Annotated in this window: 23 protein-coding genes; 15 read left to right on the top strand and 8 right to left on the bottom strand. The window is 61.2% G+C overall.

Features of this window, described 5'->3' with window-relative positions:
* Positions 1–128: 128 nt before the first annotated feature.
* The 10 genes from AACW30_RS09670 to AACW30_RS09715 all read left to right on the top strand — a co-directional run bounded on the left by AACW30_RS09670 (position 129) and on the right by AACW30_RS09715 (position 11,782).
* The gene (locus AACW30_RS09670) at positions 129–878 is read left to right on the top strand and encodes an AraC family transcriptional regulator (protein WP_124416945.1); all 750 of its coding nucleotides are present in this window, start codon (positions 129–131) and stop codon (positions 876–878) included.
* A gap of 108 nt (positions 879–986) precedes the next feature.
* Entirely contained in the window at positions 987–2,438 is a 1,452-nt protein-coding gene (locus tag AACW30_RS09675) for an efflux transporter outer membrane subunit (protein ID WP_200624881.1), read from the top strand.
* A complete protein-coding gene (locus AACW30_RS09680; RefSeq protein WP_200624882.1) occupies positions 2,435–3,562 on the top strand; it encodes an HlyD family secretion protein in 1,128 nt (375 codons plus the stop codon). Before AACW30_RS09675 ends, AACW30_RS09680 begins: the two co-directional genes overlap by 4 nt.
* Positions 3,552–5,072, top strand: a complete 1,521-nt coding sequence (locus AACW30_RS09685; RefSeq protein ID WP_200624883.1) for a DHA2 family efflux MFS transporter permease subunit — start codon at positions 3,552–3,554, stop codon at positions 5,070–5,072. The genes AACW30_RS09680 and AACW30_RS09685 overlap by 11 nt, the downstream gene beginning before the upstream one ends.
* Before the next feature lie 92 nt (positions 5,073–5,164).
* Positions 5,165–5,665: a sigma-70 family RNA polymerase sigma factor gene (locus AACW30_RS09690; RefSeq protein WP_119739385.1), complete on the top strand. Its 501-nt coding sequence runs from the start codon at positions 5,165–5,167 to the stop codon at positions 5,663–5,665.
* A 23-nt stretch (positions 5,666–5,688) separates the two neighbouring features.
* Positions 5,689–6,642, top strand: a complete 954-nt coding sequence (locus AACW30_RS09695) for a FecR family protein (RefSeq protein WP_179607172.1) — start codon at positions 5,689–5,691, stop codon at positions 6,640–6,642.
* A gap of 97 nt (positions 6,643–6,739) precedes the next feature.
* The gene (locus tag AACW30_RS09700; protein ID WP_200624884.1) at positions 6,740–9,145 is read left to right on the top strand and encodes a TonB-dependent siderophore receptor; all 2,406 of its coding nucleotides are present in this window, start codon (positions 6,740–6,742) and stop codon (positions 9,143–9,145) included.
* Positions 9,146–9,306: 161 nt separating this feature from the next.
* The gene (locus tag AACW30_RS09705; protein ID WP_200624885.1) at positions 9,307–10,248 is read left to right on the top strand and encodes a hypothetical protein; all 942 of its coding nucleotides are present in this window, start codon (positions 9,307–9,309) and stop codon (positions 10,246–10,248) included.
* 624 nt (positions 10,249–10,872) lie between these two features.
* Positions 10,873–11,235: a hypothetical protein gene (locus AACW30_RS09710; protein WP_124416951.1), complete on the top strand. Its 363-nt coding sequence runs from the start codon at positions 10,873–10,875 to the stop codon at positions 11,233–11,235.
* Complete coding sequence (locus AACW30_RS09715) at positions 11,228–11,782, top strand: type III secretion effector protein (RefSeq protein WP_325167576.1); 555 nt, start codon at positions 11,228–11,230, stop codon at positions 11,780–11,782. Before AACW30_RS09710 ends, AACW30_RS09715 begins: the two co-directional genes overlap by 8 nt.
* A 26-nt stretch (positions 11,783–11,808) precedes the next feature.
* Here the strand turns inward: AACW30_RS09715 and AACW30_RS09720 are convergent, their stop codons facing one another.
* Positions 11,809–12,960, bottom strand: a complete 1,152-nt coding sequence (locus AACW30_RS09720; protein WP_200624886.1) for an MFS transporter — start codon at positions 12,958–12,960, stop codon at positions 11,809–11,811.
* A gap of 182 nt (positions 12,961–13,142) precedes the next feature.
* Between AACW30_RS09720 and AACW30_RS09725 the strand changes: the two genes are divergently transcribed.
* The 5 genes from AACW30_RS09725 (at position 13,143) to AACW30_RS09745 (ending at position 20,231) form a co-directional block, all read left to right on the top strand.
* Positions 13,143–14,129 (top strand): diaminopimelate epimerase, encoded by a 987-nt coding sequence (locus AACW30_RS09725; RefSeq protein ID WP_200624887.1) that lies wholly within the window; start codon positions 13,143–13,145, stop codon positions 14,127–14,129.
* 301 nt (positions 14,130–14,430) lie between these two features.
* A complete protein-coding gene (locus AACW30_RS09730; protein ID WP_200624888.1) occupies positions 14,431–16,449 on the top strand; it encodes a type VI secretion system Vgr family protein in 2,019 nt (672 codons plus the stop codon).
* Positions 16,449–17,285, top strand: coding sequence for a DUF4123 domain-containing protein (locus AACW30_RS09735; protein ID WP_119739406.1), 837 nt, complete (start codon positions 16,449–16,451; stop codon positions 17,283–17,285). The genes AACW30_RS09730 and AACW30_RS09735 overlap by 1 nt, the downstream gene beginning before the upstream one ends.
* Positions 17,278–18,060 carry a hypothetical protein gene (locus AACW30_RS09740; protein ID WP_119739408.1) on the top strand — a complete coding sequence of 261 codons (783 nt, stop codon included), beginning with the start codon at positions 17,278–17,280 and terminating at the stop codon, positions 18,058–18,060. The genes AACW30_RS09735 and AACW30_RS09740 overlap by 8 nt, the downstream gene beginning before the upstream one ends.
* A gap of 14 nt (positions 18,061–18,074) precedes the next feature.
* Complete coding sequence (locus AACW30_RS09745) at positions 18,075–20,231, top strand: lipase family protein (RefSeq protein WP_200624889.1); 2,157 nt, start codon at positions 18,075–18,077, stop codon at positions 20,229–20,231.
* Between the two features lie 9 nt (positions 20,232–20,240).
* Here AACW30_RS09745 and codA read toward each other — a convergent pair whose 3' ends face one another.
* The 7 genes from codA to queD form a co-directional block, all read right to left on the bottom strand.
* Entirely contained in the window at positions 20,241–21,476 is a 1,236-nt protein-coding gene (gene codA, locus AACW30_RS09750) for a cytosine deaminase (protein WP_124416956.1), read from the bottom strand.
* A 27-nt stretch (positions 21,477–21,503) separates the two neighbouring features.
* Positions 21,504–22,721: a PucR family transcriptional regulator gene (locus AACW30_RS09755; RefSeq protein ID WP_200624890.1), complete on the bottom strand. Its 1,218-nt coding sequence runs from the start codon at positions 22,719–22,721 to the stop codon at positions 21,504–21,506.
* The gene (codB, locus tag AACW30_RS09760; RefSeq protein ID WP_106580076.1) at positions 22,718–23,986 is read right to left on the bottom strand and encodes a cytosine permease; all 1,269 of its coding nucleotides are present in this window, start codon (positions 23,984–23,986) and stop codon (positions 22,718–22,720) included. Before codB ends, AACW30_RS09755 begins: the two co-directional genes overlap by 4 nt.
* Before the next feature lie 200 nt (positions 23,987–24,186).
* Entirely contained in the window at positions 24,187–24,627 is a 441-nt protein-coding gene (locus AACW30_RS09765) for a GNAT family N-acetyltransferase (protein WP_200624891.1), read from the bottom strand.
* Between the two features lie 26 nt (positions 24,628–24,653).
* Positions 24,654–24,851, bottom strand: coding sequence for a helix-turn-helix transcriptional regulator (locus AACW30_RS09770; RefSeq protein ID WP_106580078.1), 198 nt, complete (start codon positions 24,849–24,851; stop codon positions 24,654–24,656).
* A complete protein-coding gene (locus AACW30_RS09775; RefSeq protein ID WP_106580079.1) occupies positions 24,848–25,222 on the bottom strand; it encodes a hypothetical protein in 375 nt (124 codons plus the stop codon). Before AACW30_RS09775 ends, AACW30_RS09770 begins: the two co-directional genes overlap by 4 nt.
* 127 nt (positions 25,223–25,349) lie before the next feature.
* Positions 25,350–25,706 carry a 6-carboxytetrahydropterin synthase QueD gene (gene queD, locus AACW30_RS09780; RefSeq protein WP_017736453.1) on the bottom strand — a complete coding sequence of 119 codons (357 nt, stop codon included), beginning with the start codon at positions 25,704–25,706 and terminating at the stop codon, positions 25,350–25,352.
* Positions 25,707–25,769 lie beyond the last annotated feature (63 nt).

The following is a 25,769-nucleotide window of genomic DNA, read 5'->3' on the forward strand; positions in this document are numbered from 1 at the left end:
GCAGCTGACTGGCAGCGCGGGGCGGAAGTTCACCGGTTGTCTCAAATGCGACGATGGCTGTCTGTTTCGCTCGTTTTTGCCAGTGCGCTTTTCGCTAGACTCAAGGCCCGTTGATGCGAGCACCGCCTATGACTGCCCAATCGCCGCCCAGGCCGTGGCTTGAAGCCTATGCCGACAATTACCGTAACGATGAGGTGGTGCTCCCGCATTGCCATGCCCAGGCGCAACTGATTCATGGCGTGGCGGGGGTGATGGTGGTCAGTACCGCGCAGGGCAGTTGGCTGGTGCCGTCCGGGCATGCGCTGTGGGTGCCGGCCGGTACGTCCCATGAAATCCGCATGGCCGGTGACGTGCACATGCGCACGCTATTCCTGGCGCCGGATGCGGAGCCCGGATTGGGCCGGGTGTGCCAGGTGATTGAAGTGTCTGCGCTGCTGCGCGAATTGATCGTCGCGGCGGCCTTGATCGCAGGGCAGAACACCCCGCGCATGCTCGCGTTGATCGAGCTGATTCGCATGGAGTTGCTCAGCGCGCCCGTGGTGGCCATGCATGTGCCGGTGCCGGCGGAGGCGCGCCTGGCCAAGCTGTGCACGCATTTTATCCGCCACCCAGCCGATGACAGCAGCCTGGAGTCGTGGGCCGACCTGCTGAACATGAGCGCGCGTACCCTGAGTCGGATTTTCCAGCGTGAACTGGGCATGAGCTTTGGCGAGTGGCGCCAGCGTGCGCGGCTCGCCCTGAGCCTCAAACTGTTGGCACAGGGCGTGCCCATTCTGGAGGTGGCGCTGGAGCACGGTTACCAGAGCCCGAGCGCGTTCAGCGCGATGTTTCGCCGTGCCATGGGTTACCCGCCGAGCCATTTTCGGCCAGGGCCTTGAGCCACACTGCGCAGTTGTCCGTTCAGCGACGATAGATGGCCTGGGCGCGCGCGAATCCCCAAGGTGAGACCTTTACGCTGCAAGGCCCTTTCCTGAACGAGCCTTGTGATGCCCAGCTCTGTTTTTGACCGCTTCCACCGCTTGGCCATTGTGGGTGTGATCAGCGCGCTGGCCGGGTGCAGCAACGCGCCTACGACGCGAGTGACGGCGCAGCCTGCAGCGATCTTATCCCTGGAAACCGCCGAACCGCTGCCGGCGCGTTGGTGGCAGTTGTACCGTGACCCGCAACTGGATGCCTTGGTGGAACGGGCACTGCGCGAGAACAAACACCTTGAGGCCGCTGGCGCGCATGTCGATGCGATGCTGGCGCTGTTGCAGCAGGTCGAAGGTCAGCGCCGCCCGTCCACTGAGTTGTCTTATGGCCTGGCGTATGGCCGCAGCCGCGATGACCAGACCTTGGCCCAGGCGACGGGCCAGTCGGCGGGCGGGCAGTGGAGCCACACCCCTGAGTTTGCCTTGAGCTATACGCTGGACCTGTGGGGCGCCGTGCGCTACCGCATTGCTGCGGCCCATGCCGATGCGCAAACCGCACGCGCCGTGGAGGATGAATTGCGGGTGACCGTGGCGGCGCAGACCGCACGGGCCTATGCGCAGGCCTGCGTCTACGCGCATCAGGCCCAGGTGCAGCGTGATGCGGTGCGCCTGTTGGCGCGCAGCCTCGACGTCACTCAGCGTTTGCAAAAGGCCGGCGCCGCCAATGAACTGGAGGTGGCACGCCTGCAAGGCCTGCTGGAGGAAACCCGCGCGCCGTTGGCGCTGTTCGCTGCGCGCCGCCAGGGCGCGCTGTATGAACTGGCGGTGCTCAGTGGTCAGCCGCCGGAACAAGTGAGCGCTCACAGCTGTCAGCAAGGCCCGCGATTGCAGGCGCCATTGCCGGTCGGCGAAGGCTGGGCGCTGGTGCAACGCCGTCCCGATATCCGCCGCGCCCAGGCACAGGTGCGTGCGGCCACTGCGGCCATCGGCTTGGCCCGCGCGCAGGTGTATCCACAGATTACCTTCGGCGCGATGCTCGGCTCGTCGGCCGCCAGCCTGGGCAAACTGGGGGACGCCAACGCCGTGGTGTATGGCATCGGCCCCTTGCTGTCCTGGCAGTTTCCCAACCGGCAGATCGCCCTTGCGCAGGTCACCCAGCGGCGGGCCGAAGCGCATCAGGCGCTGGCGCAATTCGACGCCACCGTGCTCGACGCGCTCAAGCAGGTGGAGCAAGCGTTGGTGCTTTACCAAGGCGAACAGCAGCGCCGCCAAGCCCTGGTCGCCGCCCTGGCGCATAGCCGCCGAGCGTTCGACCTGGCCAACCGCAGCTTCCTGGCCGGTGGTCTGGATGCGCTGGCGCTGCTGGACAGCGAGCGCAACCGCGTCAGCCTCGAAACACGCCTGGCTCAGGCCGACCTGCACCTGATCAACCGCCAGATCGACCTGTTCCAGGCGCTGGGCGGCGGTTGGCAGCGCCCTGATCCATCACCTTCCTTACCCGTAGCCACCCTTGGAGCCCGCCGATGAATCAGGCCGTTGAAGTCATTGCACCCACGTTGATGCAACGTCACCGCCGCACGTTGGTGGTGACGGCGTCGGTGGCTGCGTTACTGGGCATCGCCCTGTTTGGCAGCTATTGGTGGAAAACGGGGCAGTTCCTGGAAGAGACCGACGATGCCTATGTGCGTGCCGATTGGGTCGCCGTCAGCCCCCGGGTTGCCGGCTATATAAGCCAGGTGCTGGTGGACGACAACCAGTGGGTCAAGGCCGGAGACGTGTTGGTGCGTATCGATGAGCGCGATTTTATCGAGCGTCTCAACAGTGCCCAGGCGCAGCTGCAGCAAGCTGAAGCGGCGGTCACCGCGCAACAGGCCAACCTGCAGACCCTCGACGCGCAATCCGGCGAGCAACAACAACGTATTGTTCAGGCCCAGGCCGCGCTGGCCAGCGGTGAGGCTGAAGCACAACGCGCGCGCCTTGATTACCAGCGCTATCGCGACCTGGTGGCGCAGCAGGTCGCCAGTGCGCAACACCTGGAAACGGTGAGTGCCAGCCAGGCCCGGGCGCAGGCGACGGTGGCCCAGGCACGTGCGCAGGTGCTGCGTCAGCAGGCGCAGTTGCAGGTGCTGAAGGCGCGCCGCCAACAGGCCCAGGCCCAACTGCAAGAACGTCAGGCCCATGTCGGCGAAGTTCGGGCCGCCGTGGGCTTGGCGCGTAACGCGCTGGAGGACACGGCGATTCGTGCGCCGTTTGACGGCGTGGTGGGCCAGCGCAAAGCGCGCCGCCAGCAATACGCACTGCCTGGTTTGCCGCTGCTGGCCGTGGTGCCGGTCGCGCAGGCGTATGTGAGCGCCAACTTCAAGGAAACCCAGTTGCAGCGCATGGCGCCTGGGCAGTCGGTGGACATTGCGGTGGACAGCTTCGCCGGCCGGCACTGGCGGGGCGAGGTGGAAAGCATCGCCCCAGGCTCCGGCGCAGTGTTTGCGTTATTGCCGCCCGACAATGCCACGGGCAACTTCACCAAGATCGTCCAGCGTTTTCCTGTACGGATCCGCCTGCTGGCGCAGGAAGGTGACGGCCCACGCATCCTGCCGGGCATGTCGGTGATTGCCACGGTCGACACGCGTGGGGCGCCTGCTCATGGCGGTTGATGCGCGGTCACCCCAGGTGTCGTTGCGCGCGTGGGTGGCGGTGATCGGCGGGCTCTTCGGCTGCTTCATGGCCGGGATGAACGTGCACGTCACCAGCGCCGCGCTGCCGGAAATCGAAGGCGCTTTGGGCGCCACGTTCGAGGAGGGTTCCTGGATCTCCACCGCGTACCTGGTGGCGGAAATCATCATGATCCCGCTCACCGCGTGGCTGGTGCAGGTGTTTTCATTGCGCCGCGTGATGCTTTTAGGCTCGGGCGTGTTTTTGCTGGCCTCGGTGGCGTGCTCGCTGGCGTCGAACCTGCAAGCCATGATCATCATTCGGGTGATACAGGGCGCGGCCGGCGCGGTGCTGATCCCATTGTCTTTCCAACTGATCATTACCGAGCTGCCGCCCAGCAAAGTGCCACTGGGCATGGCCCTGTTCAGCCTGGCCAATAGCGTGGCCCAGGCTGCGGGCCCGTCGATGGGCGGTTGGCTGACGGACGTGTACTCGTGGCGCTGGATCTTCTACCTGCAATTGTTCCCCGGCATTGCGTTGCTCGCCGCGGTGGCCTGGTCGATTGATCGCCAGCCCATGCACCTCAAGCTGTTGCGCCAGGGCGACTGGTGGGGCATCGCCTGCATGGTGATGGGCCTGGGTGCGCTGCAAATCGTGCTGGAGGAGGGCGGGCGCAAGGACTGGTTCGGTTCGCCGTTTATTGTGTGGATGAGTGTATTGGCCGTGGTCGGGCTGCTCGGGTTTATCGCGCGCCAACTGTGGGGCGCCCATGCCTTTATCAACCTGCGCCTGTTGGGGCATTACAACTTTGGCGTGGCCAGTGTGGCGATGTGTGTGTTCGGCGCGAGCACATTCGGCCTGGTGTTTCTGGTGCCCAATTACCTGTCGCAATTGCAGGGCTACAACGCACGGGAGATTGGGCTGAGCCTGATCCTCTACGGGCTGGTGCAACTGGTGATGGCGCCGTTTTTGCCGCGATTGATGAGGGGGTTGAGCGCCAAGCTGCTGGTAGCGTCGGGCTTCGCGATCATGGCGCTGGGGTGCTGGATGGGCGCGCACTTGTCCGCCGACAGCGCGAGCAATGTGATCGTGCCGTCGATTGTGGTGCGCGGGGTCGGTCAGCCGCTGATCATGGTGGCTTTGTCGGTGCTGGCCGTGCAGGGGCTGGCGAAGGCAGAGGCGGGGTCGGCCTCGGCGGTGTTTTCGATGCTGCGCAACCTGGGCGGCGCCGTCGGCACGGCGTTGTTGGCGCAATTGGTGGTGGTGCGCGAGCGTGTGCATTCAGCGCGGATCAATGAGTCGGTGACGCTGTTCGATTCGGCCCTGCAACAACGCCTGCCGGAGGCGGGCGTGTTGCAGGCGCAGTTGCCGGACCATCAAGCGACGTTGCAACTGCTCGACCAGAGCATCCATCACCAGGCGTTTCTGATGGCCTACAGCGATGCGTTTTATCTGGCCTGTGTGGCATTGACGTTGTGTGCGCTTGCCGCGCTGATGCTGCGGCGCGGGTGACGTGCCGAGAACGGCGCGGGACGACGGGAAGCAATTGCCCCACTTAATAGGAAGCATTACTATTCACGCCCCGCCTCCCCAGTGCTCACTCGATGACTCCTCAGCCGCCCCGCAGAACAGGCTTTTTCGAGCACTACGAAGAGTTGATCGGAACCTGGACACGCCGTCTGAGAAACCGTCAGCAGGCCGAGGACCTGGCCCACGACACCTTCGTGCGGGTGCTTGAGTCGCGTGCCAGTGAGGTTGAGCAACCGCGCGCCTATTTGCATCAAACCGCGCGCAACATCGCCGTTGACGCCTATCGCCGCGAAGACCGGCGTGAGGCGCTGGCGCTGGAAGCATTTGACCAGCGCTCGCCCCACGGCGGCGACCCGGAGCATTTCATGCACGCCATCCAGTTGGCGGACTCCATCGAGCGGGCCCTGGCCGAGTTGCCGCTCAACTGCCGCAAGGTATTTATCTGGCAGAAAATCGAGGGCCTGACCCAGCAGGAAATCGCCGTGCGCCTGGGCCTGTCTAAAAACATGGTGGAAAAGTATATGATCCGCACCTTGCGGCATCTGCGTGACCGCCTGGATGCGATGGCCCCATGACCCGCTTTGAAACAGGACCTTCCATGATGGATAGCCGCGCTCGCGACGAAGCCGCGCAATGGTTTGTACGCCTGCAAGAGGCCGACTTGAGCAGCGCAGAACGCCAGCGCTTCGACGCCTGGCGCAATGAGCGTCCCGAGCACCAATACGAATTCGATGTGCTGCAAGGAATGTGGAGCGCCGCAGACCTGCTGCCCAAGGCGCGTTTGCAGGCGTTGTGTGAGCCGCCGGTCGAGCGCCTTCGACGCCGTGCCGTTGTGCGTTACGCCGTCGCCGCCAGTGTGGTGGCGATTGCCCTGGGCCTTGGGCTGTTCAGCGGGCTGGATCAGCCCAAGCCTTACAGTGCGCAATTCAGTACGCGCGTGGGTGAGCATCGCCAAGTGGCCTTGCCGGACGGCTCGGTCATGGACCTGAACAGCCGCAGCGTGGTCGCGGTGCACTACGAAAAGGGCCGGCGCGGAGTCGAGATCAAGCAAGGCGAAGCGATGTTCAGCGTCGAGCATGACACCAGCCGCCCGTTCATCGTGGTCGCTGGGGCAGGGCAGGTGACGGTCACCGGCACACGGTTCGATGTGCGCCGTGACGACGACCAGACCCGCGTGGTGGTCGAGGCCGGCACCGTCAAGGTACAGGGGCGCTCGACGGATCAGAGGGTCACGCTCACGGCAGGCCGCGGCACGCATGTCGATTCCCAGGGACAGGTCGCAGCGGCTTATGCGGTGAATGCCGATGAACTGACCGCCTGGCGCAGCGGGAAACTGGTGTTCAACAACGCCACCCTCGGCGAAGTGGCCCGTGAAGTATCGCGCTATCGTGAGCAGCCCTTGCGGGTCAGCACGGCGGCGGTGAGCAACCTGCGCTTGACCAGTGTGTTCAACGCCCGCGACACCGACGCCTTGCTCAAAGCCTTGCCGCACATACTGCCGGTCGCTCTGCGCAGCTTGCCCGATGGCAGCCAGGAAATTATTTCTCGCTGAAATTCAGGTTTTTTCCGAGTTCTTCGTCTTCTCCTGCAACTGCAACTGGTTTGCATTAACAGCCGCACACTCTTGCGATCACAGGACTAGGTTCGACGTGAAAAAACTTACCGTCTACAACAATAAAATTTCCCGCTGGGCGCCCCTGGCGCTGGCGCTCGCCGTCAGTGCCGCGCTGCCTGCGGCCTATGCTGGCGACGGCATCCACATCCGCGCTCAGCCTTTGGGCGCAGCGTTGAGCCAGTTGGGCCAGCAGACTTCCCTGCAAGTGTTTTTCAACCCGGTCATGGTCGCCGGCAAGCAAGCGCCTGCGGTGGACGGTAACCTCTCGCCCGAACAAGCCCTGCGCCAGCTGCTGCAAGGCAGTGGCCTGGATTACCAGATCGACGCCGGTTCTGTGACCCTGCGCCCGCAAAGCACCGGCACCGGTGAAGCCGGTTCGCCGCTGGAGCTGGGCGTCACCGACATCAAGGTGGTCGGCGACTGGTTGGGTGATGCGAACGCTGCCGTCGTGCAGAACCACCCTGGCGCGCGCACGGTGGTGCGCCGTGAAGCCATGGTGGAGCAGGGCGCAATGAACGTCGGTGACGTGCTGCGCCGTATCCCTGGCGTGCAGGTGCAGGAATCCAACGGCACCGGTGGCAGTGATATTTCCCTGAACGTCGGCGTTCGTGGCCTCACATCGCGCCTGTCGCCACGCTCCACCGTGCTGATCGACGGCGTGCCGGCGGCGTTCGCCCCGTATGGCCAGCCTCAACTGTCGATGGCGCCGATTTCAGCCGGCAACCTGGACAGCATCGACGTGGTGCGCGGCGCCGGTTCCGTGCGGTATGGGCCACAGAACGTCGGCGGTGTGATCAACTTCGTGACCCGCGCCATTCCCGAGACATTCTCCGGTGAAGTCGGCACCACCTTGCAGACGGCTGAACACGGTGGCTGGAAACACGTCGACAACGCCTTTGTGGGTGGCACCGCCGACAACGGTATTGGCGTTGCGTTGCTCTATACCGGCGTCAACGGCAATGGTTACCGCGACAGCAACAACTCCAATGACATCGACGACGTAATTCTCAAGACTCACTGGGCGCCGACCGATCAAGACGATTTCTCGCTTAATTTCCACTACTACGACGCCAGCGCCGACATGCCCGGTGGCTTGACCCAGAAGCAGTTTGACGCCAATCCGTACCAGTCGGTGCGCGACTACGACAACTTCAGCGGTCGCCGCAAGGACGTGTCGTTCAAGTACATCCGGCAGATCGATGACCGTACCCAGGCCGAAGTGCTGACCTACTACACCGACAGTTTCCGGGGCAGCAACATCGCCAACCGTGACCTGAAGACCATCGGTTCCTACCCGCGCACCTACTACACCTTTGGCATCGAGCCACGTGTGTCGCATGTGTTCGACGTGGGCCCCAGCACTCAGGAAGTCAGTCTCGGTTACCGCTACCTGAAAGAAGGCATGCATGAGCAAGCCAGCAGCCTGAACCTGGTCGACAATGTACCGACGCCGGGTGGCCAAAACGATGGACATGTTTACCAGGACCGCACCGGCGGCACCGTCGCCAATGCGTTCTATCTTGATAACAAAATCGATATCGGCAAATGGACCGTCACCCCGGGTATCCGCTTCGAAAACATCGAAACCCGCTGGCATGATCGCCCGGTGGTCGCCCTGAACGGCGTGCGCACCGTGGAGAAAAATCGCAAGATCGAGAGCAACGAGCCCTTGCCGGCGTTGAGCGTGATGTACCACATCTCTGATGCCTGGAAGCTGTTCGCCAACTACGAAACTTCGTTCGGCAGCCTGCAGTATGCGCAGATCGGGCAGGGTGGCCGGGTCAACCAGACGGCCGATGGCCTGAACCCGGAAAAGGCCAAGACCTACGAGGTCGGCACGCGCTACAACGACAGCGTGTGGGGCGGCGAAGTGACATTGTTCTACATCGACTTTTCGGACGAGTTGCAATACGTCAGCAACGACGTGGGCTGGACCAACCTGGGCGCCACCAAGCACCAGGGCGTCGAAGCCTCGGCCCACTACGACCTGTCGAACCTCGACCCGCGCCTGGACGGCCTGACCGCCAGCGCCGGTTTCACGTACACCAAGGCCACTTCAGAAGGCGATGTACCGTTCAAGGGCCGCGACTTGCCGCTGTATTCGCGTGAAGTGGCAACGGCGGGCCTGCGTTACGACATCAATCACTGGACCCATAACCTGGACGTCTATGCCCAGTCCGGGCAACGCGCGCCGGGCACTGGCACCACTTACATCACCCAGGGCACTGCCGATGGCCAGTACGGCGATATTCCTGGTTATGTCTCGGTCAACGTGCGCAGCGGCTATGACTTTGGTGCGCAACTGTCGAACCTGAAACTGGGCGTGGGCGTGAAAAACGTCTTCGACCAACAACATTACACGCGCTCGAGCGACAACAACGCGGGTTTGTACCTTGGCGAGCCACGTACCTTCTTCGTACAGGCAAGCGTCGGGTTCTGACCTGCCGCTGACACGAAAAATCGCAGCCCTGGGGCTGCGATTTTTTTTGCGCCTTTCCTACAGGTTTTTAAGCGACCTGCTGCCGGATCAGGAACCTATTCCGACAGATGCGCCACACAGGGGAAACCTGAACGACTTCGACGTCACGCTGGCGTGGCAGGTTGGTAATCGATCCCCTTGCACTGGAGGCACTTATGTCGGTATCGGCTCTCGATACGTCTGTTTCTGTTTCATCAACCGCTGACACGGCGCTGGCTGATTCAAAGCCCGAAGCCAAGGCCAGCCGTGCGTTTTCTGTCGCGCCGTCCTACGACAGCCACAGCGCCGGGAACGTGAGTTATAACCTGTCGGTCAACGTCTCCGGGCCGGTGTTTGGCGCTCATCAGCAAACAGCCCAGGGTCACAGTGATCATCATCATTGGGCGCCGGCGATGAATCACTCGGCCTCGCAACAGGGTTTCATGCAGCAGTTTCAACACGCAATGGGCCATTGGTTTGGTAGTCAGCGACCCCACGCGCATGCTCATCACAACGGTGTACCGCCAACGCCGGTGCCGGTTGGGTCGGGTAAACCAGACCTCGTCTACTCCCACAAAAGTAATGACCAACTGGCGCAGTTGCTGTTGAACAACTTCGCTGCGTTCACCGGATCAAGTCACTCCAAGACCCTGAGTGCTCGCACCCTTAGAGGCATGGCGGCAAAACAGCTGGGCAGTGATCCCTACGTGAATGAAAACATTCGCACCGCCCGAGAGGTATTGCGGCGTACCGGCATGATGGACGCCCTGGGCAGTCGAACCGACCTGCACGCCCTGGCTAAACTCATTCGTGACGACAACCCCTTCAAATACAAGGATGACAAACAAATAGCCCAGGAAATGCTCAACCATTTCAATCAATTGAAAGATTACGTTGGGCACGAAATCAACGTCAGAGACCTTCAGGCGCTGGGCAAAACACCCATGACGGGCATTCCGTCGATCGACCATTTAATCCAGCTGAGTAAAGCGTTTACCGGCCGCGGCGATTCGCTGAAGAAAATGGACGCAGACGCGGATGGCCGGATCAACGTGTTTGAAATCCTGGTCGCACTGACCCGCTGATTGAGTACGCGCGATGCAATCGGCGCGGCGAACGCTTCGTGGCGCTTGCTGCGCTGGATGGGGCCAACGGCTTAGCGCACTCGGTAGTCTTTTCAGAACGTGAATCAGGGCCTGGATATGACTTCAACTTCGTTTCAACCCTGCCCAAGGGGAGGCCTCGACACCTTCGCCCATGGCGTCGACGTTGAGCGCTCAACAGCGGTGACAGGGCAAGAGCTGCCGAATGACCTTCTGCCTGCGGCCCCGCCGAATGGGTACGCGGCAGAAGTGCAGCGCATGAAAGCGCTCGCGGGGCAGTGCAAGTTCCGGGCACCGGTCGCCGATGATTTCGCCCGCGGCATGCTTGCGCCTGGGGAGGCGAGCCGCAACGAAAGCAAAGGGTCGGGCGCCTGGGCTGTGTTGATCCATGGCCTGAAAACTGTCTGGCGTGGGGGAAAGTCGGATTGACCCAGGGCCTCATGGTTTTTACATGCTGTTATTGGTATTCAGCCACTGCCCGGAACTATCGTGCCCAACTCGCCACACATCGGTTGCTTGCTCCTACGCAATCAACCCACTGATCCGGAGCACCTCGGTGTTGAATTTCAGGCAAGCACAGATCAGCAAAATGTCGGGAGATGACGTATGACAATTGAGGGTGCATTACCGCGCATGTTGCCAACGGCCATGGGCGGCCCGCAGGTTCGCTGGCCTTCGCCGCCGCCTGTGGCACAGCCATTTTGCGAGGATCAATCTGTTGCGCAAGACCTGCCGCCGCCGCGGCGGCATGGCTTGCGCGCTACCGTGCCGTCGTTGCGGCACCAGGCGCTGCAGAACGCGCCAGCGGCTCGCGCAGACACCACGCTTCCGGGCCCGAGCTTCACCGATAGGCAACTGGCGCTCGAGTTGCGAAAGAACTTTGACGTGTTTGAAAACTACAGCGAGGGGGGCTGTGTGACGCCGTCCTCGCTGCGCCAATTTGCAGCCGAAAAGCGTGAGGGTGAATAACGTGCGCGACCGCATGATCCTGGTGGTCAGGGAAATTCTCAAGCGCCCGCTGCTGAGCGACGCAATCATCGATTGCGACGGCTATATCACCCGCGACAGCCTGGAAGCCGCTTGCGCATTGCGCGGCAACAGTTCACCCAACGCCTTCAGCCAGGACCCTTTCCATGGCCAGGGCAATGCCAGCGTCGTGCAGGCGTTGCAAGGTCACTTCAAACAGCTGAGGGATACGCTCAAGGACCGCACCGTGTTCTTTGAAACCTTTGAGTACGTGGATATTTCGCTGCTCAAAGTGGTGATGAATGACCCCGATGACAGCGACTCACTGGGCAGGCCGATTCTTGAACCCACCACCGGATTGCCCAGGAAGAAATACAGTGAGCACTGTGTGTACACGGCAAAAAACATCATCGAGCGCCCAGGATTATTGCGCTCGCTGGAGCGCGCCAATACCCAGCGCTTGTTTGGCCGCTCCAGGCACGAGGGCTGGCTGTGCAACAAAAGCCTGGAGCGCTGGCTGGAACAGCACCAGATGCACAAGGCCCGGTAGCGTCCAGGCCGTGTGCGGCAGGCAATTTACACCTTGAGGATTTTGCCGCTGATGGCCACCCCGGCCAGCAGCATCGCGACCAGCACGAAGGCGATGCTCAAGCTGCTGCCGTGGGCGATAAAGCCGATCATGGCCGGGCCGGCAAGAATTCCGGCATAGCCCAGGGTCGTAATGGCCGGTACCGCAATGTGCTCCGGCATGACTTTTTGCTTGCCGACGGCGGTGTACAGCACCGGCACGATGTTCGAGCAACCAGCGCCCACCAATGCATACCCCAGCAGCGCGGTTTCCCAGGCCGGGAACAGCGTGGCGAGCAGCATGCCGGCGGTGGCCAGCGAGCCGCCGATAACAATCACACGGGTGGCGCCCAGCCGTCGCACAATGGCATCGCCGGTCAGGCGTCCTGCAGTCATGGTCAAGGCAAATGCCGCATAGCCGAGGCCGGCGTAAGCCTCATCCAGGCCACGCTCGGCGCTGAGGAATACGGCACTCCAATCCAGCACCGCGCCCTCAGCCAAAAATACGATGAAACACAGGCAGCCAATAAACAGCACCACACCGTGAGGCACTGCAAACGCCGGGCCCGAGCTTTCACTGCCGTAGGGCAACAGATGTGGCCCGGCCTTGAGCAGCGCGACCGCCACGATCACGATCACCACCAGGGTCGCCTGCAACGGCGACAGGCCCAGGCCGAGCAACCCGGAGACTCCCGCCGCACCGACAATGCCGCCGAGGCTGAACAGGCCGTGAAAGCCCGACATCATGGTTTTACCGCTGGCACGCTCAACGATGACGGCTTGCAGGTTGACCGTCGAATCCACGGTGCCCAGGCCTGCGCCGAACAGAAACAGCCCGGCCATCAGCAGTGGGATCGAGCTGACCGTCGCGAGTATCGGCAGGGCCAGGCAGATCATGATCGTGCCGCCCGTCAGCACGCGTCGGCAGCCGAAACGTGAGGCCAGCGCACCGGCCACCGGCATGGCGATGATCGAACCCACTCCCAGGCACAACAGCAGCAGACCCAGCGTGCCCTCGTTGAGTTGCGCGCGAGCCTTGGCATACGGCACCAGCGGCGCCCAGGCGGCGATGCCGAAGCCGGCGATGAAAAAAGCGATACGGGTCGACATTTGTTCCAGTCGCCCGGGAACCGCGGGCGCTGGAGTGGGAATGGCAGTCATGAAAAATCCTTGGTTTTGCGTTCAGCGAACGATGTCCGGCGCGACATCCTTGCATATCAGGCGCTCTCGAGCGAGCCGGGTTCCCTTCGGATGACCCGATCGACAGTTCTGTAATACGCTGCCGTCCCGTGTGCAGGCAATTGGACGGACAAGCCGATGAAGATTTTCAAGCGGGTGGCAATATGACCCAGTTCTATGACGCGCGGGGCAATATCTACGCGGTGGCCAGCCCGGCTTATCTGCGCAGCCGCGGTGTCGATGTGCCCGAGCGCGCTGACTTGGCGGCGCACACTCGCAAGGACTGGGCAGCATCGGCAATCTCCTCCGAGTGCGGCTGGGGCGCGTTGCCTCGACCCGCCAATGCGAAGGCGCACCGTTGCGATGGTTTGCTGGTCGGGCCATTTCAATCCGCGCCGCCGTTCGACCTGCTGATCGTCAATACGGATGGCTCCCTCGCCGAACGCAGCGGCAACGGTCTGACTATCTTTGCGCAGGCGTTGACCGATCAGGGCTTGATGGTTCAGACGTGTGAATTGCGCGTGCACCATGACCAGCCGGCCACGGCGTCGCCTGTTGCCACCCGCGTGGAGCCGGCGTTGTACGAACAGGTGACCGGTTTCTGGCTGGCATTGGGGCTACCGATGTTCGGTCCCGGCGCAGTGGCTGCTGCGGGTGTTAATGCGGTTGCGGTCAGGGAACGTGAGTTCAGTCATGTGGCCGCGTTGGCGGCAATCAACCCGCACTGGGCTTGCAGTGAGTTTGTACGCGTGGGCAACCCTCATTGCGTGACGCTCGTCGAGCACGCCAGCGCGTTACCCGACAATTGGTCGATGCAACAGCCTGAACTGTTCGGGTTGTTGCAGGCGATTGCCTTCGCACCGCCGCTCGGGCGTGGTCAACCTTGTAGTGCCGGAATCAATCTGCAATGGGCTGCCCGATCTTCGGACAATCACCTGATCGCGCGGGTGTTTGAGCGGGGAGAGGGTCCCACCGCGTCCTCGGGGACCAGCGCCAGTGCAGTGGCGTGCGCGGCATGGCGAGCAGGTTGGGTCACGGACGGCGTGGTAACCGTGGTCATGCCAGGTGGCACGGCGCCCGTACGGTTGCAAAGCCAGGATGAAACACTGCTGAACGTCAGCCTGTTCGGGACTGCCAGGGCTCAAGCCTGATCGTGACAGAGCAGCTGATGGCGTGGGTTAGTGTCAGCTGTTTCTTTATTGGTTAGTTAGGCTTGTGAAGTTAACGTAGGAAATTTCTTGTTGTTCGTAGTTGCTCTATTAATGCCCTGTAATGTTTCGTAAAAGACACTTCCGACCCCAATGTACGAAACTTCTTTTTTGTTTTTGAAGAGCCGAATGTCGCCTGGAATCGCTAAGCTTCACTGCGTTAAGGCGCTTTTTCCCAGCTGTTCGATCAACATCCGACGGGAGAAAGCCTTTCAATCAACTATTTGATGATGGGTAACTACGGATGGTGAGTGCGTTAATGTCAACACGTTTCAAATTGATACTTTCAGAAGTTGCCAGCGACTTTCAAGTGCTCGCTTTTGAAGGCAATGAAGTCATTGATCAGCCTTATTTCATTCAACTGCAGGTAGTCAGTGAAAACGCATCGCTGGACCTTGAGGCACTGCTCCATCAGCCTGCCTATCTTGACTTCGGCGCGGCGGACGCAGGGCTGCATGGGCAAATCCACGCCATCGGCCGTGATGATCCGGGCGCACGGCTGACCCGTTATCACCTCACCCTGGCCCCCCGGCTGGCGTGCTTGGCCCACAGGCGCGACCAGCGGATTTTCCAGCAGCGCAGTGTGCCGCAGATCATCGCTGCGGTGCTTGAGCATCACGGTATCCTTGCCGACGCCTATTGCTTCGAACTCGGCCCGGTGGTCTATCCGCCACGCACGTTCTGCGTGCAGTACGCTGAAACCGACCTGCACTTCATCCAGCGCCTGTGTGAAGAGGAGGGCATTCACTACCATTTCCGCCACAGCACGAACAATCACGTGCTGGTGTTTGGTGACGACCAGACGGTGTTTCGGCGCTTGCCTGCGCAGCGCTACTGTCCGGTGCATGACTATGTCGACGAATCGGGGGTGATCCAGGGTTTCGAGGTGCGCCTGGAAATCCGCACTCGGCATACGGCTCGCCGCGATCATGATTTCGAGCACCCGTTGTTGCGCTTGCACGACACGGCAGGCACTGCCTGGGCGCAACCTTTGGAGGATTATCGCTACCCTGGTGGCTTCTTTGACCCTGCACGGGGCAAACAATTGGCGCGCCGAAGCCTGGAGCGCCATCAGAGCGACCGTCATCACGCGCTGGGCAGCAGTGATCAAGCTGCGTTGAGCAGCGGCCATTTCCTCGAACTGCGCGATCACCCCGATCCGGCCTGCAACGACCTTTGGTTGATCACATCAGTGCGTCATGAGGGTTATCAACCGCAGGTACTTGAGGAAGCGGTGGTTGAGACGGACGCATTCCAGGGCTACCGCAACCGGTTCATCGCCACACCCTGGCGCGCGCCTTATCGGCCTCGTCTGAAGCACCCGAAGCCGACCATCAATGGCAGTCAAACCGCCACGGTGACAGGGCCTGCGGGCGAGGAGGTGTATTGCGATGCTTATGGCCGGGTGAAGGTACGGTTTCATTGGGATCGCCTGGAAAACGCCGATGACAAAAGCAGCTGCTGGGTACGGGTAGCGTCCGGTTGGGCGGGGGATGGCTTTGGCGCAATGATGATTCCGCGCGTGGGCATGGAGGTGCTGGTGACCTTCCTGGAGGGCGACCCCGACCGGCCATTGATCAACGGCTGCCTGCCCAATGCGTTGCACATGCCGACCTATCCTTTGCCGCAGCACGGTACCCGCAGTGTCTTGCGCAGCCGCAGTTCGCCGGGCGGCGGGGGAGCCAACGAACTGCACCTTGAAGATCGCCGTGGCGAGGAACTCATCTACTTGCGCGCTCAGCGTGATCTGGAGCAGAAAGTGGGGCACGACAGTCGCTTGGAGGTCGTCGGAGAGCGCCACGAAATCATCCGGGGACTGAGCACGGCTCACCTGCAAAGCGGCGAGCGTCGTCATATCGGGGGTGATCGCAATGTCGAGCTCAAAGCGCATGATCACCTGGACGTGCAGGGCGACAGTCAGACACGGGTAGGGCGTTTGCTGGTCATAGAAGCCGGGCAACAAATCCATCTCAAGGCAGGTGCCAGCCTGGTCATCGATGCGGGCGCGCAACTGAGCCTCAGGGCTGGGGGTGAGTATGTGCTGGTTCAGGCCGGCGGTATTTTTACCAGTAAACCCATTACCGTCGGCGGCTTGCCACCCCCGAATTCATCAACGAGCCCCTTTTCAGCAGCAATCGGTCCGAAAATGGCGGCTGCACAAGGCCTCGTCATGGCGTTGGCCCGGCAATTGGGGGCTGATTTTTGTCCTGTGTGCGAGCAATGCCGCGAAGGCCAGTGCGCTATCAAGCGGAGGGCTGCTTGATGCAGAGCACGCCTGGCCGCTGGATGGCCCAACAGCAACAAGCGGGCCGCCGACTATGTCTGATCCTTGACGGCAACCATGACGCACGCCAGCCGCTGCTGGCAGCCCGTAATCTGTCGCAATATTGCAGTCTTTACGGTGAGAGCGCTGTGGCCGAACTGGCAGCGGTTGGTCCGGTGATCCTGCTATTGGAGCAGGCAAGTGAGCCTGCGCTGTTCGACCTGCTGCAGCACCCGCAATCTGACTGGGGTTGGTTGGCAAGCCTGCCCGACGACGACCTGGCAGGTGCGGCCCGACATTGGCGCGAGCGCATGCTGGTAGGGCTCGAGGGCAGCCAGGCGTTGTATCGCTTTCATGACAATCGAACCCTGGCTCGCGTGTTGGCTCATCTGCCGAGCGAGCACTGGCCGGTGTTCCTCGGCCCGCTGATCAGCGTGTGCTACTGGCACGAGGGCCATTGGCACCACGGCGATAATCCGGCCCCGGGTGAGTATCCGGTGCCAGTTCCGGCACCCTGGCTCAACACCCCCAACCCCCATACGGCGGCCATCCTGCACGCCAATGTCCTGCGTTACCTGCTGACCGAGCACAGCGAAGACCTCGCCGCACTGGTTGAATTCCAGGACCCTCGAATCTGGTTATCTCAGGTATTGGAACAGGCTCGTGCGTGGCAATGGCGTGCGCCGCAACAGCTTGAGTTCCTGGTGGTGCGCAGGCTGGAAGAGGCAACGCGTACCAGCGTCATTCAGTGGCAGCCAATGCAAGGAGAAACGCCTGGGGACCACTTCGAACGAGTATCGGCGCAGTGGCGCAGGCTGGGAGGCAAGCATGGATAAGCGGCTGCGTGGTGCATTGGTCGCGCTGGGTGCGGGATGGCTTTCGGGATGTGCGGTGGGGCCGGTCAATCACTTCACGTTGGAGGTGGATTTGCCTGCGGAGTTTCGGTTTACAGGGGCGGCTAACTACGGTCCTGCAAGGGACCAGTTGTGTACCTTGCCGCGACGTCGAGGCAAGAGGCCAGAGCGGAAGATCTTTATTGCTGATTACAAACCGGTGGCCGAACGAGTGAGCTATGACCTGCCGCTGACTGAAACCATCGAGGGATGCCCATCGGTGTTGAAGAGCGTGGAGTTCGACATTTATGCGAAATGGGGCGAGCGCGACGCAGATGTCGGTGGAGATTCAGCCGCTATCTATTTCGCAGATCCTGTCGAATCTGAGCGCGTAGCAGGGATGCCCGGCTCAGGTGTGCAGGAGCTGGCCGGTCAATGCAGGTGGTTTTTTCGCACGGTGGGGCCCTTGCATGCAATCAGAAAAATTCTGGAGTGCAGAGCGTTGGACGCAGGAGGGCAGCGGCAGAAAGTTCGAGCGGGCGGTGTCGTGCAGCGAGAGCTGTTACCTGGAAAAAAAGTCAGGCTGGAACTGGCGCTTTCAGATCAGGAAGAACCGGCTTTTGACCGGCGGTGGATAGCTGTACCGGGAGGTTGGAAACGCTGCAGGGGTAAAAGCTTTGAGGATCAGCAGGGAGCTTGCGAGCCCGATAACAAGGACTTCAAACCTATAAAGATGCCGGATGGACGCACTTGTGATGTCTATCCCACCTGTAATTGACAAGGAGTCGAGTCATGAATCAAGAAGCGCGCAAGCAAGCTTTTTTCAGCAGCAACATGCCTGCATGTGCATTGAAAGGGCATTGGGCAAGCTTTTGTCTGGTTGATGAAACGGGCAGTGGGAAGGCCTACGGCGGGCTTGGTTACACTGTCTATGACAGTACGGGCCACTCGTACAATGGCAGGCTGACTGGGGAGGGGTTTGCCAAGCTACAAGGATTTTACTGCGGTCCTGTCGTGCTTATTCTGGAGGGGCTATACGCTGGAAATGAGCAGCCGTATTTTGAATTGAGTACGCGCAAGACTTACAAATTGCCCATCACCGAACTCCAGGCCCGGGCCGAACAAACCCGCTTTTGCACTGCTGACGGCCAGCGTATCGAGGGAAATCCTGCACAGCGCAAAGCGGACCGGTTTTATCAGGTAGAAGTGCGCGACCTGGTCCGGCATGTTGCTCACTTACCGCCGTTGGCGCCCCGCACTTACCCACCTCAACGCCATGCGTTAAAAATGATGGCTGAGTTGGGCTTCGGTCCGCCTCAGCCGACTTTGTCAGGTGTGGTGTTGTTCCCCAACCTGCATACCGTGCTGGAGGTACGACCTTTGCGAGCCCTGCGCCCGATGCTATCCACAGAGGATCGTTTCTGCGCCTTGAACCTCTACCAATTGGCGCTGATGGCTACCTTGAGTTACTGCGATTTTGGCCAGCAGCCTCCAACGAATCCGGTGGATCAAGTCAGCTTTGCTCTGGATCCCGGCATAGGGAATCTGTTCGTCGAAAAGCTTTCGGCCTATCAAGAAGCCTGGAATGTTGATCGCGAGCAGGTGCAGCGCTTTTACCCGCTCTATGAGGAAGTCCCATACTCCCAGCGTTTTGAGATCGTGCCCTTCGACCCTGACGTGTACCCACAGAACCGCTCTGAGCTTGGCGCAAAACAGGAGCATCCTGCTCTGGTGCATTTTTTCAACGATGAGCAGTTCGGAACGGACACTCAGGCGTTCATCACTCATCACGCTGAAATCATCCTGATCGCTGTGCGAGGCACCGCCAGCGGCGCCGATGCACTGCGAGACGCCGACGCCCACCAAGTGCCGTTTTCTGACGGCGTGGGCAAAGCCCATAAGGGCTTCTATCAGGCGTACCTAGCGATGCGCGATTTTATTCTGCGATACCTCGAGCAGTTTCACAGCGGCCAGCGCATTGTAATCTGCGGCCACAGCCTCGGCGGCGCCATCGCCTTGCTCCTGGCAGAAGGATTGCGACGAATCCCCGACACTCAGTACAACATTCTCCTCTACACCTATGGCGCGCCTCGCGCCGCCGACGCCGAGTTTACCGAAGGCGCCTCAGCGCTGGTCCACCATCGCATCGTCAACCACAACGACCCGGTGCCCAGCGTTCCGGCCACGTGGATGAACACCACCGCAAAACTCTGGGTTCCGGGTGTAGTGGCGTTGTTCAGCGCACCCGGTCCGGGTGGGCTTCTGTTTGCCGCCGGCCTGGTGCGTGTGGGTGGCAGTCCCTACCAGCATCACGGCGAACAGCAGCACTTCATGCCGATCAAACTGGCCGATGGCACGCATTCCTCGGTGTTATGGACGCCCGGTTGTGAGTCTATTCTGCAGGCCGGTTGTAACCGTGCCTTGCAACTTCAAGGTGACATGCCCAACCGCGCCAACGTGCTGAAACAACTGTTTCAGGCCAGCCAGCACTTCATGACGGCCAGTTACATCCCGGCGGCCTGGGCCACGTTGCGTCGCTGGCAACAAACCGTTGATAGCCAAGGGCCTCTGGTCACGCAGAGAGAATTTGAGCTGCTGGACCGTGCCCTTGAGAGCATGACTGCGCAGTTGCGCGACAAGAACCGCGAGCTGGACCGTCGCCGCCCCTCAAACCAGCGTGGCTATGGGCACGAACATAGCCAGGCGTTGAACACAGAAATTGACCGGTTGCGCACCAGTCGCCAACGCTTGGAGTCCCTGCGCTGGCGGCGCCTGGACGCCCGCGACGTGTATGGCAGTCACGCCGATCGCGCGCACCTGCAACCCAGCTTGAAGCGTTGGTTCAGCCACCCTGAAAACCGTGAGTTGGCGCAAGTTGCCAGTATTCCTGCGCCGATTCATGACGGTTCAGGCAAGGTGCATCCGCTCGACCTCGACGCCATTGTGTAGTCAGGCCGGTTACAAAAACTCCACCTGCGCCGGTTGCCGTTTCATCAGCACTTTGCCATTGCGGATTGAGTACAGCGGCAGGCCCTGGCTGCGAATAACTTCGTAGTCGCTGTTTGCCGACAAGATCAGCAAGTTGGCCGGGCGCCCCGGCTCCAGGCCATAACGCTCGCCCAGGGCCATGGCCTTGGCGCTGTTGTCGGTGACCAGGTCCAGAGCACTTTGCAGATTGCGATAGCCGAGCATATGGCAAATGTGCAAACCGGCTTCCAGGACCCGCAGGATGTTACCGTTGCCCAGGGGGTACCAAGGGTCGACGATCGAATCCTGGCCAAAGCATACGTTCATGCCGGCGTCGAGCAGTTCGTTGACGCGGGTCACGCCGCGGCGTTTCGGGAAGCTGTCGAAGCGGCCTTGCAGGTGAATGCTTTCGGTGGGGCAGGAGACGAAGCTGATTCCTGAGTGCCCCAGCAGGCGAAACAGTTTGGCGCAATACGCATTGTCGTAGGAGCCCATGGCCGTGGTGTGGCTGGCGGTGACGCGTGCGCCCATGTCGCGGCTGCGGGCTTCTTCGGCCAGCACTTCGAGAAAGCGCGAGTGAGGGTCATCGGTTTCGTCGCAGTGCACGTCCACCAGGCAACCCGTGCGTTCGGCCAGGTCCATGAGGAACTTCACCGAGCTGACGCCTTGGTCACGGGTGTACTCAAAGTGGGGAATGCCGCCGACGACGTCGGCGCCCAGGCGAATGGCCTCGGCCATCAACTCGCGGCCATTGCGGTAGGACTCGATGCCTTCCTGGGGGAAGGCGACGATTTGCAAGTCGATCAGGTGCGAGCTGTCTTCGCGTACCTCAAGCATGGCTTTGAGTGCCGTGAGCTCGGGGTCAGTGACGTCGACGTGGGTGCGGACATGCTGAATGCCGTGGGCTGCCAGGGTTTGGATGGTTTTTTTGGCGCGAGTCTTGGTGTCTTCCTGGGTGATCGTGGCTTTACGCTCGCCCCAGCATTCGATGCCTTCGAACAACGTGCCGCTCATGTTCCAGCGCGGTTCGCCAGCCGTAAGGGTGGCGTCGAGGTGAATGTGGGGTTCAACAAAAGGCGGTATGACCAGGTTGCCAGCGGCGTCCAAATCACCGGCCCTTAAAGCAGGTACCTCGGTTTGCGAAGTGATGCTGGCGATCCGGCCGTGTTCCAGGTGCAGATCATGCAGGCCTTCACGGTTGCGCAGGCGGGCGTTGATGATATGCATGGGCAAGTTCCTCTTGGCTAAAGACAATCAGGCAGTCAGCCGCCAGATCATCAGGGCTATTCCGATGTCCAGGCGGTCATATGAGTTGCCCAGCGTCAGCCCGCTCAGGGCTTCGATACGCTGGACGCGGTGCGTCACCGTGTTGCGGTGCAGGGCCAGGCGCTGCGCGGCGGCCACAAGGTTACCATTCTCGTGAAACCAGGCTTCCAGGGTCGGCATCAGGCAGGGGCCATGGTGGCTGTCGTGGCGCAACAACGGGCCCAGGCGCTCATTGAGAAACTGGTCGAGCAGGGCGCGATCACGCACGCCACTGAGCAGCTTCAATACGCCGAGTTCGTCATACACGCAAAGCCCGGCGCGGTCGCTGAAACGTCGCGCCGCCGCCAATGCCTGGCGTGCCTCATCCTGCGCCTGAGCCAGGCTCGCGGGTGGGTGGGCAGCGGCACTCAGGCCGATAAACAGTTTCAAAGGGGCCAGCCGCAGGTTCAAGGGATTAAGCCAGGCAACCCATTGTTGGCGATTGGCCAACGCTTGCACGGCATCGGTGGCCGGCAGCAACAATGTCCAGTGCCCAGCCCTGCCCACAATCGGCAATGCTGCATGATGCCGCGCCGAAAACTGGCGCAATCGACGCGCGATACTGTCGTGCTGCCGGGCCAATTGCGCCTCCGTCTGCGCAATATCACCCTGGGCAAATAATGCCTCGCCACCCTCCAGTTGCAACTGGACAACCTGCCAATGCCCGGCCAGCGACATGCCCAGCTGCGCTGCCCGATTCAGTAACACCTCAAGGGACTGATAATCACCGGCGAGCAAGCGTTCCAGCACGTCGTGTCGCGAACGGCCCAGTTGCTCGGACTGGATCAGCGCCGAACCAATCGCCTGTGTCACCAGCACCATTTTCAGCGAGTAAGGCTGCTCGATCAGCGGCATGCCGGCCGCTTCGGCGGCGCTCAACAGGCGCTGGGGGATTGTCTGGATATAGGCCGGCCCGGTGAGGATCACCAGACCGGCAACCTGACGCTGGCACGCTTCTTCCAGCAAACGCAGGAGGTTGGGTTCATCGCGTGGGTGATTGATGCCGGTGACGAACACCAACTCGCCGCCCAGTACCCACTCGGCAATCCCGCTGTTTTCCGCGACATACGGCCAGCGCACGGCGTTATCCAGGCCGCTGTCACCTGCGCGCAGGCGCATCGATTCAAGGCCGGGCAGGGCCAGTACATCGGCGACGGTGAGGCTCATGCCGGGGCATCAGCCAGCGGCGCACGCACACGCAGCACGGCGGTCAGCACGACGTAGGTCAGCGACGCGGCAACAATCCCCACCAGTGGCGCCACCCAGGGCGAGTGGAACGCCAGCACCGTGCCCACCGCGTACGCCACCAGCCCAGGCCAATTGAATGCCGGCAGGCGCGTCTCGGCCAGGCGCGGGTACTGGCCGCGATACCGGTAGAAGAAGTCTGCCATTATCACGCCGCCAATCGGTGGGATCACTGTGCCCAGCAAAATCAGGTAGGGCACCAGCATGTCGTACATGCCGAGCAGCGCGAGCAGGGTGCCGATAACCGCACCGGCCAGGGTCACGGTCTTGCGGCGGCGGGTCCGCAGCAAGTTGCAGCCGGCGACGGCAAAGTTGTAAATGGTGTTGTCCTGGGTGCTCCAGATATTGAGCAACAACATGGCCATGGCCGCCATCGCGAAGCCTTGCAGCAACAACACTTCCACCACGTCTGGCTGCTGGTAGACGATGGCGCCATAGGCCCCGATCAGTACCATCAAACCATTGCCGATAAAAAATCCGATCAGGCTGGCCAGCACCGCGACCTTGGCCGAACGGGAAAACCGCGTCCAGTTGGTGGCCTGGGTCGCACCGCTGACAAAAGTGCCAAACACCAGTGTGATCGCGGTGGACAAATCCAGCTCGCCCGTCGGCACGACTGCCAGCAGGCCGTCCAGCCCGCCGACTTTTACCGTGGCGACCCACATCGACAGAAACAGCAGGATACCCATGGCCGGCACCGCGATGTAGGACAGCACCTCCAGCCCGCGATATCCCACATACGCCGTGGCGCAGAACACCATGCCGAACAGCACCATCAGGCCCAACACGCTGCCCTGGCTCAGCTCGAAATACTTGCCCAGCACCACGGCGGCGGTGGCCGTGCCCCAGGCGTACCAGCCGATCTGGGTAAAGCCGAGGATCAAGTCGCTGAGCTTGCTGCCGACCTCGCCAAAGCAGAAGCGGCCCATCAACACTGAATTCAAGCCACTCTTGAACGCGATGTAACCCAGGCCCGCGGCGTAAATGCCCAGCAACAGGTTACCCAGGGCCACAACGCCGAGCATGTCGGTAAAACTGAACGCTACGCCCAGCTTGCCGCCGGCAAACATGGTCGCGGTGAAAAACGTGAACCCCAGCAGCACCATGGCGGTGGATGCCAGGCCCTTGCGCGCATGCATCGGCACTTCGCTGAGGGGGTAATCGTTGCCCGGTTCTTGCTGAGTCATGGCCCTGCTCCCTGAATGAGTGACGCAGGCCTGTTGCACCGCGCGTGCCAGATCGGCAGAAGTGACAGGCGCACGCAAGATGCTGTGCACCGTGCACAGTATTTATAGCCGCATTGGGGAGAGTCGCAGGGAACAGTGGTCTTTGTGCCCAGTCGGGCACGAAAGCGGTGCAGCGGTGATACAAATTGGATCAGCTGCTGCTAAAGGCGCTTGGTCATGTACACACGGCGCAGACCCTGTTCCACGGCGCGATGGGTTTGCACGTAGCCACGGCGTGTGTACAACGCGATGTTCTCGGTCATGGTTTCATGGGTGTACAGGTAAATCGCTGCGTAGCCGGCGTCGATGGCGCGTCGTTCGGCAAAATCCATCAGCAGTCGTCCGAATCCCAAGCCCTGGGCGTCAGGTGCTACAGCGAGGTTGCCCAGCAGCAAAGCACCTTCGCCCTTGAGCAGGATAATGAACCCCTGAACCTTCCCGGCGTTGTCCAGCACGTAAACGCCGCCAGCCTCGACCAACAGATGATAGTCCTCAAGCATCGGCCCTGGCTTGCGGCCGATCCGCTCGATGTAGGGCGAGTAGGCGGCTTCGACAATGGCCTCGATGGCAGCAACGTCATCAGGGGTGGCGGGGCGCATCATTGCAGTGTGCTCCTGTAACAAATGACTCAGTCTGCTGGTGCTTCGAAGATCGCCTCGATACTGCGCTCGAACACCTTGGCGATCTTGAACGCCAACGGCAAGCTCGGATCATAGCGGCCGGTTTCGATGGCATTGACGGTCTGGCGCGAAACCTCCAGGCGCTGTGCAAGGTCGGCCTGGGACCAACCCCGTTCGGCGCGCAACTGGCGCAGCTGATTATTCACTGGTAGCGCCTTGTGCCGACGATCGTGGCCACGCACCAGACGCCGCCCATGATCGGCCACACCATGAAGGCCGACAGGCGTGGAAAACCGGCGGTTTCCAGAAAGCCGTAGCTGAACGTCGTGAGTGCGGTGCAGACAAACGCCACAGCGAGAGCATCCAGTTGGATCTTGCGGCCCATTTCATCCATGGCGTTCACGCGGCGGACGATCGAAACCGCCATCGCGATCATGGGAATCACCGGCAGCAACGCCAGGGCGATTTTGGCGACCCCGTCAGGCATGGATCGAACGAGCGAGCTGGAAACCACGACGCACAAAATGTACACCACCATGACGACTGCGAATTCCATCAGAAAGCGTTTGGGCGACATGACTCTCTCCATAAGTAAAGTGTGCTTTACGTTAGGTATGATCAATTACCATGTCAAGGCTGCTTTACATCGAGGCTCTCCGGGCATAAAAAAACCACCCGCAGGTGGTTCTTCAATGTGCCATCGCTTACTCGCCGCGATAGATGCAGCCGCTGGTGCAGGTCTCATGGATGCGAATCGCACTGAGTTCCGGCAGCAGCGGTTTGAGCTCAGTCCAGATCCATTTGGCCAGCACCTCGCTGGTCGGGTTTTCTAGGCCTGGGATGTCATTGAGGTAGTTGTGGTCGAGGCGCTCGTAGAGCGGCTTGAAAATCGCCTTGATCTCCGAGAAGTCGCGAATCCAGCCGGTATGCGGATCGAGGTCGCCGCTCAGGTGGATCGCCACCTTGAACGAATGCCCATGCAGGCGCCCGCATTTATGGCCGTCCGGCACGTGGGGCAGGCGGTGGGCGGACTCGAAGGTAAATTCTTTGAAGATTTCCACGGTATTTTCAGCTCGGTCAGGTATCTGGCAGGCGGCGAGTTTAACAGCTTGATCCTTCGCCGC

This window comes from Pseudomonas sp. MF6747, assembly GCF_963890955.1.
Classification (GTDB): Bacteria; Pseudomonadota; Gammaproteobacteria; order Pseudomonadales; family Pseudomonadaceae; genus Aquipseudomonas.

What these genes read in the sequence shown, in the direction of transcription:
- AACW30_RS09730 (WP_200624888.1), top strand. Translation starts at nt 14,431, where the DNA reads ATGGTGAGTGCGTTAATGTCAACACGTTTCAAATTGATACTTTCAGAA.
- AACW30_RS09675 (WP_200624881.1), top strand. Translation starts at nt 987, where the DNA reads ATGCCCAGCTCTGTTTTTGACCGCTTCCACCGCTTGGCCATTGTGGGT.
- AACW30_RS09670 (WP_124416945.1), top strand. Translation starts at nt 129, where the DNA reads ATGACTGCCCAATCGCCGCCCAGGCCGTGGCTTGAAGCCTATGCCGAC.
- AACW30_RS09710 (WP_124416951.1), top strand. Translation starts at nt 10,873, where the DNA reads ATGACAATTGAGGGTGCATTACCGCGCATGTTGCCAACGGCCATGGGC.
- codA (WP_124416956.1), bottom strand. Translation starts at nt 21,476, where the DNA reads ATGCATATCATCAACGCCCGCCTGCGCAACCGTGAAGGCCTGCATGAT.
- AACW30_RS09745 (WP_200624889.1), top strand. Translation starts at nt 18,075, where the DNA reads ATGAATCAAGAAGCGCGCAAGCAAGCTTTTTTCAGCAGCAACATGCCT.
- AACW30_RS09725 (WP_200624887.1), top strand. Translation starts at nt 13,143, where the DNA reads ATGACCCAGTTCTATGACGCGCGGGGCAATATCTACGCGGTGGCCAGC.
- AACW30_RS09735 (WP_119739406.1), top strand. Translation starts at nt 16,449, where the DNA reads ATGCAGAGCACGCCTGGCCGCTGGATGGCCCAACAGCAACAAGCGGGC.
- codB (WP_106580076.1), bottom strand. Translation starts at nt 23,986, where the DNA reads ATGACTCAGCAAGAACCGGGCAACGATTACCCCCTCAGCGAAGTGCCG.
- AACW30_RS09755 (WP_200624890.1), bottom strand. Translation starts at nt 22,721, where the DNA reads ATGAGCCTCACCGTCGCCGATGTACTGGCCCTGCCCGGCCTTGAATCG.
- AACW30_RS09775 (WP_106580079.1), bottom strand. Translation starts at nt 25,222, where the DNA reads ATGTCGCCCAAACGCTTTCTGATGGAATTCGCAGTCGTCATGGTGGTG.
- AACW30_RS09740 (WP_119739408.1), top strand. Translation starts at nt 17,278, where the DNA reads ATGGATAAGCGGCTGCGTGGTGCATTGGTCGCGCTGGGTGCGGGATGG.
- AACW30_RS09695 (WP_179607172.1), top strand. Translation starts at nt 5,689, where the DNA reads ATGATGGATAGCCGCGCTCGCGACGAAGCCGCGCAATGGTTTGTACGC.
- AACW30_RS09720 (WP_200624886.1), bottom strand. Translation starts at nt 12,960, where the DNA reads ATGACTGCCATTCCCACTCCAGCGCCCGCGGTTCCCGGGCGACTGGAA.
- AACW30_RS09680 (WP_200624882.1), top strand. Translation starts at nt 2,435, where the DNA reads ATGAATCAGGCCGTTGAAGTCATTGCACCCACGTTGATGCAACGTCAC.
- AACW30_RS09690 (WP_119739385.1), top strand. Translation starts at nt 5,165, where the DNA reads ATGACTCCTCAGCCGCCCCGCAGAACAGGCTTTTTCGAGCACTACGAA.
- AACW30_RS09685 (WP_200624883.1), top strand. Translation starts at nt 3,552, where the DNA reads ATGGCGGTTGATGCGCGGTCACCCCAGGTGTCGTTGCGCGCGTGGGTG.
- AACW30_RS09765 (WP_200624891.1), bottom strand. Translation starts at nt 24,627, where the DNA reads ATGATGCGCCCCGCCACCCCTGATGACGTTGCTGCCATCGAGGCCATT.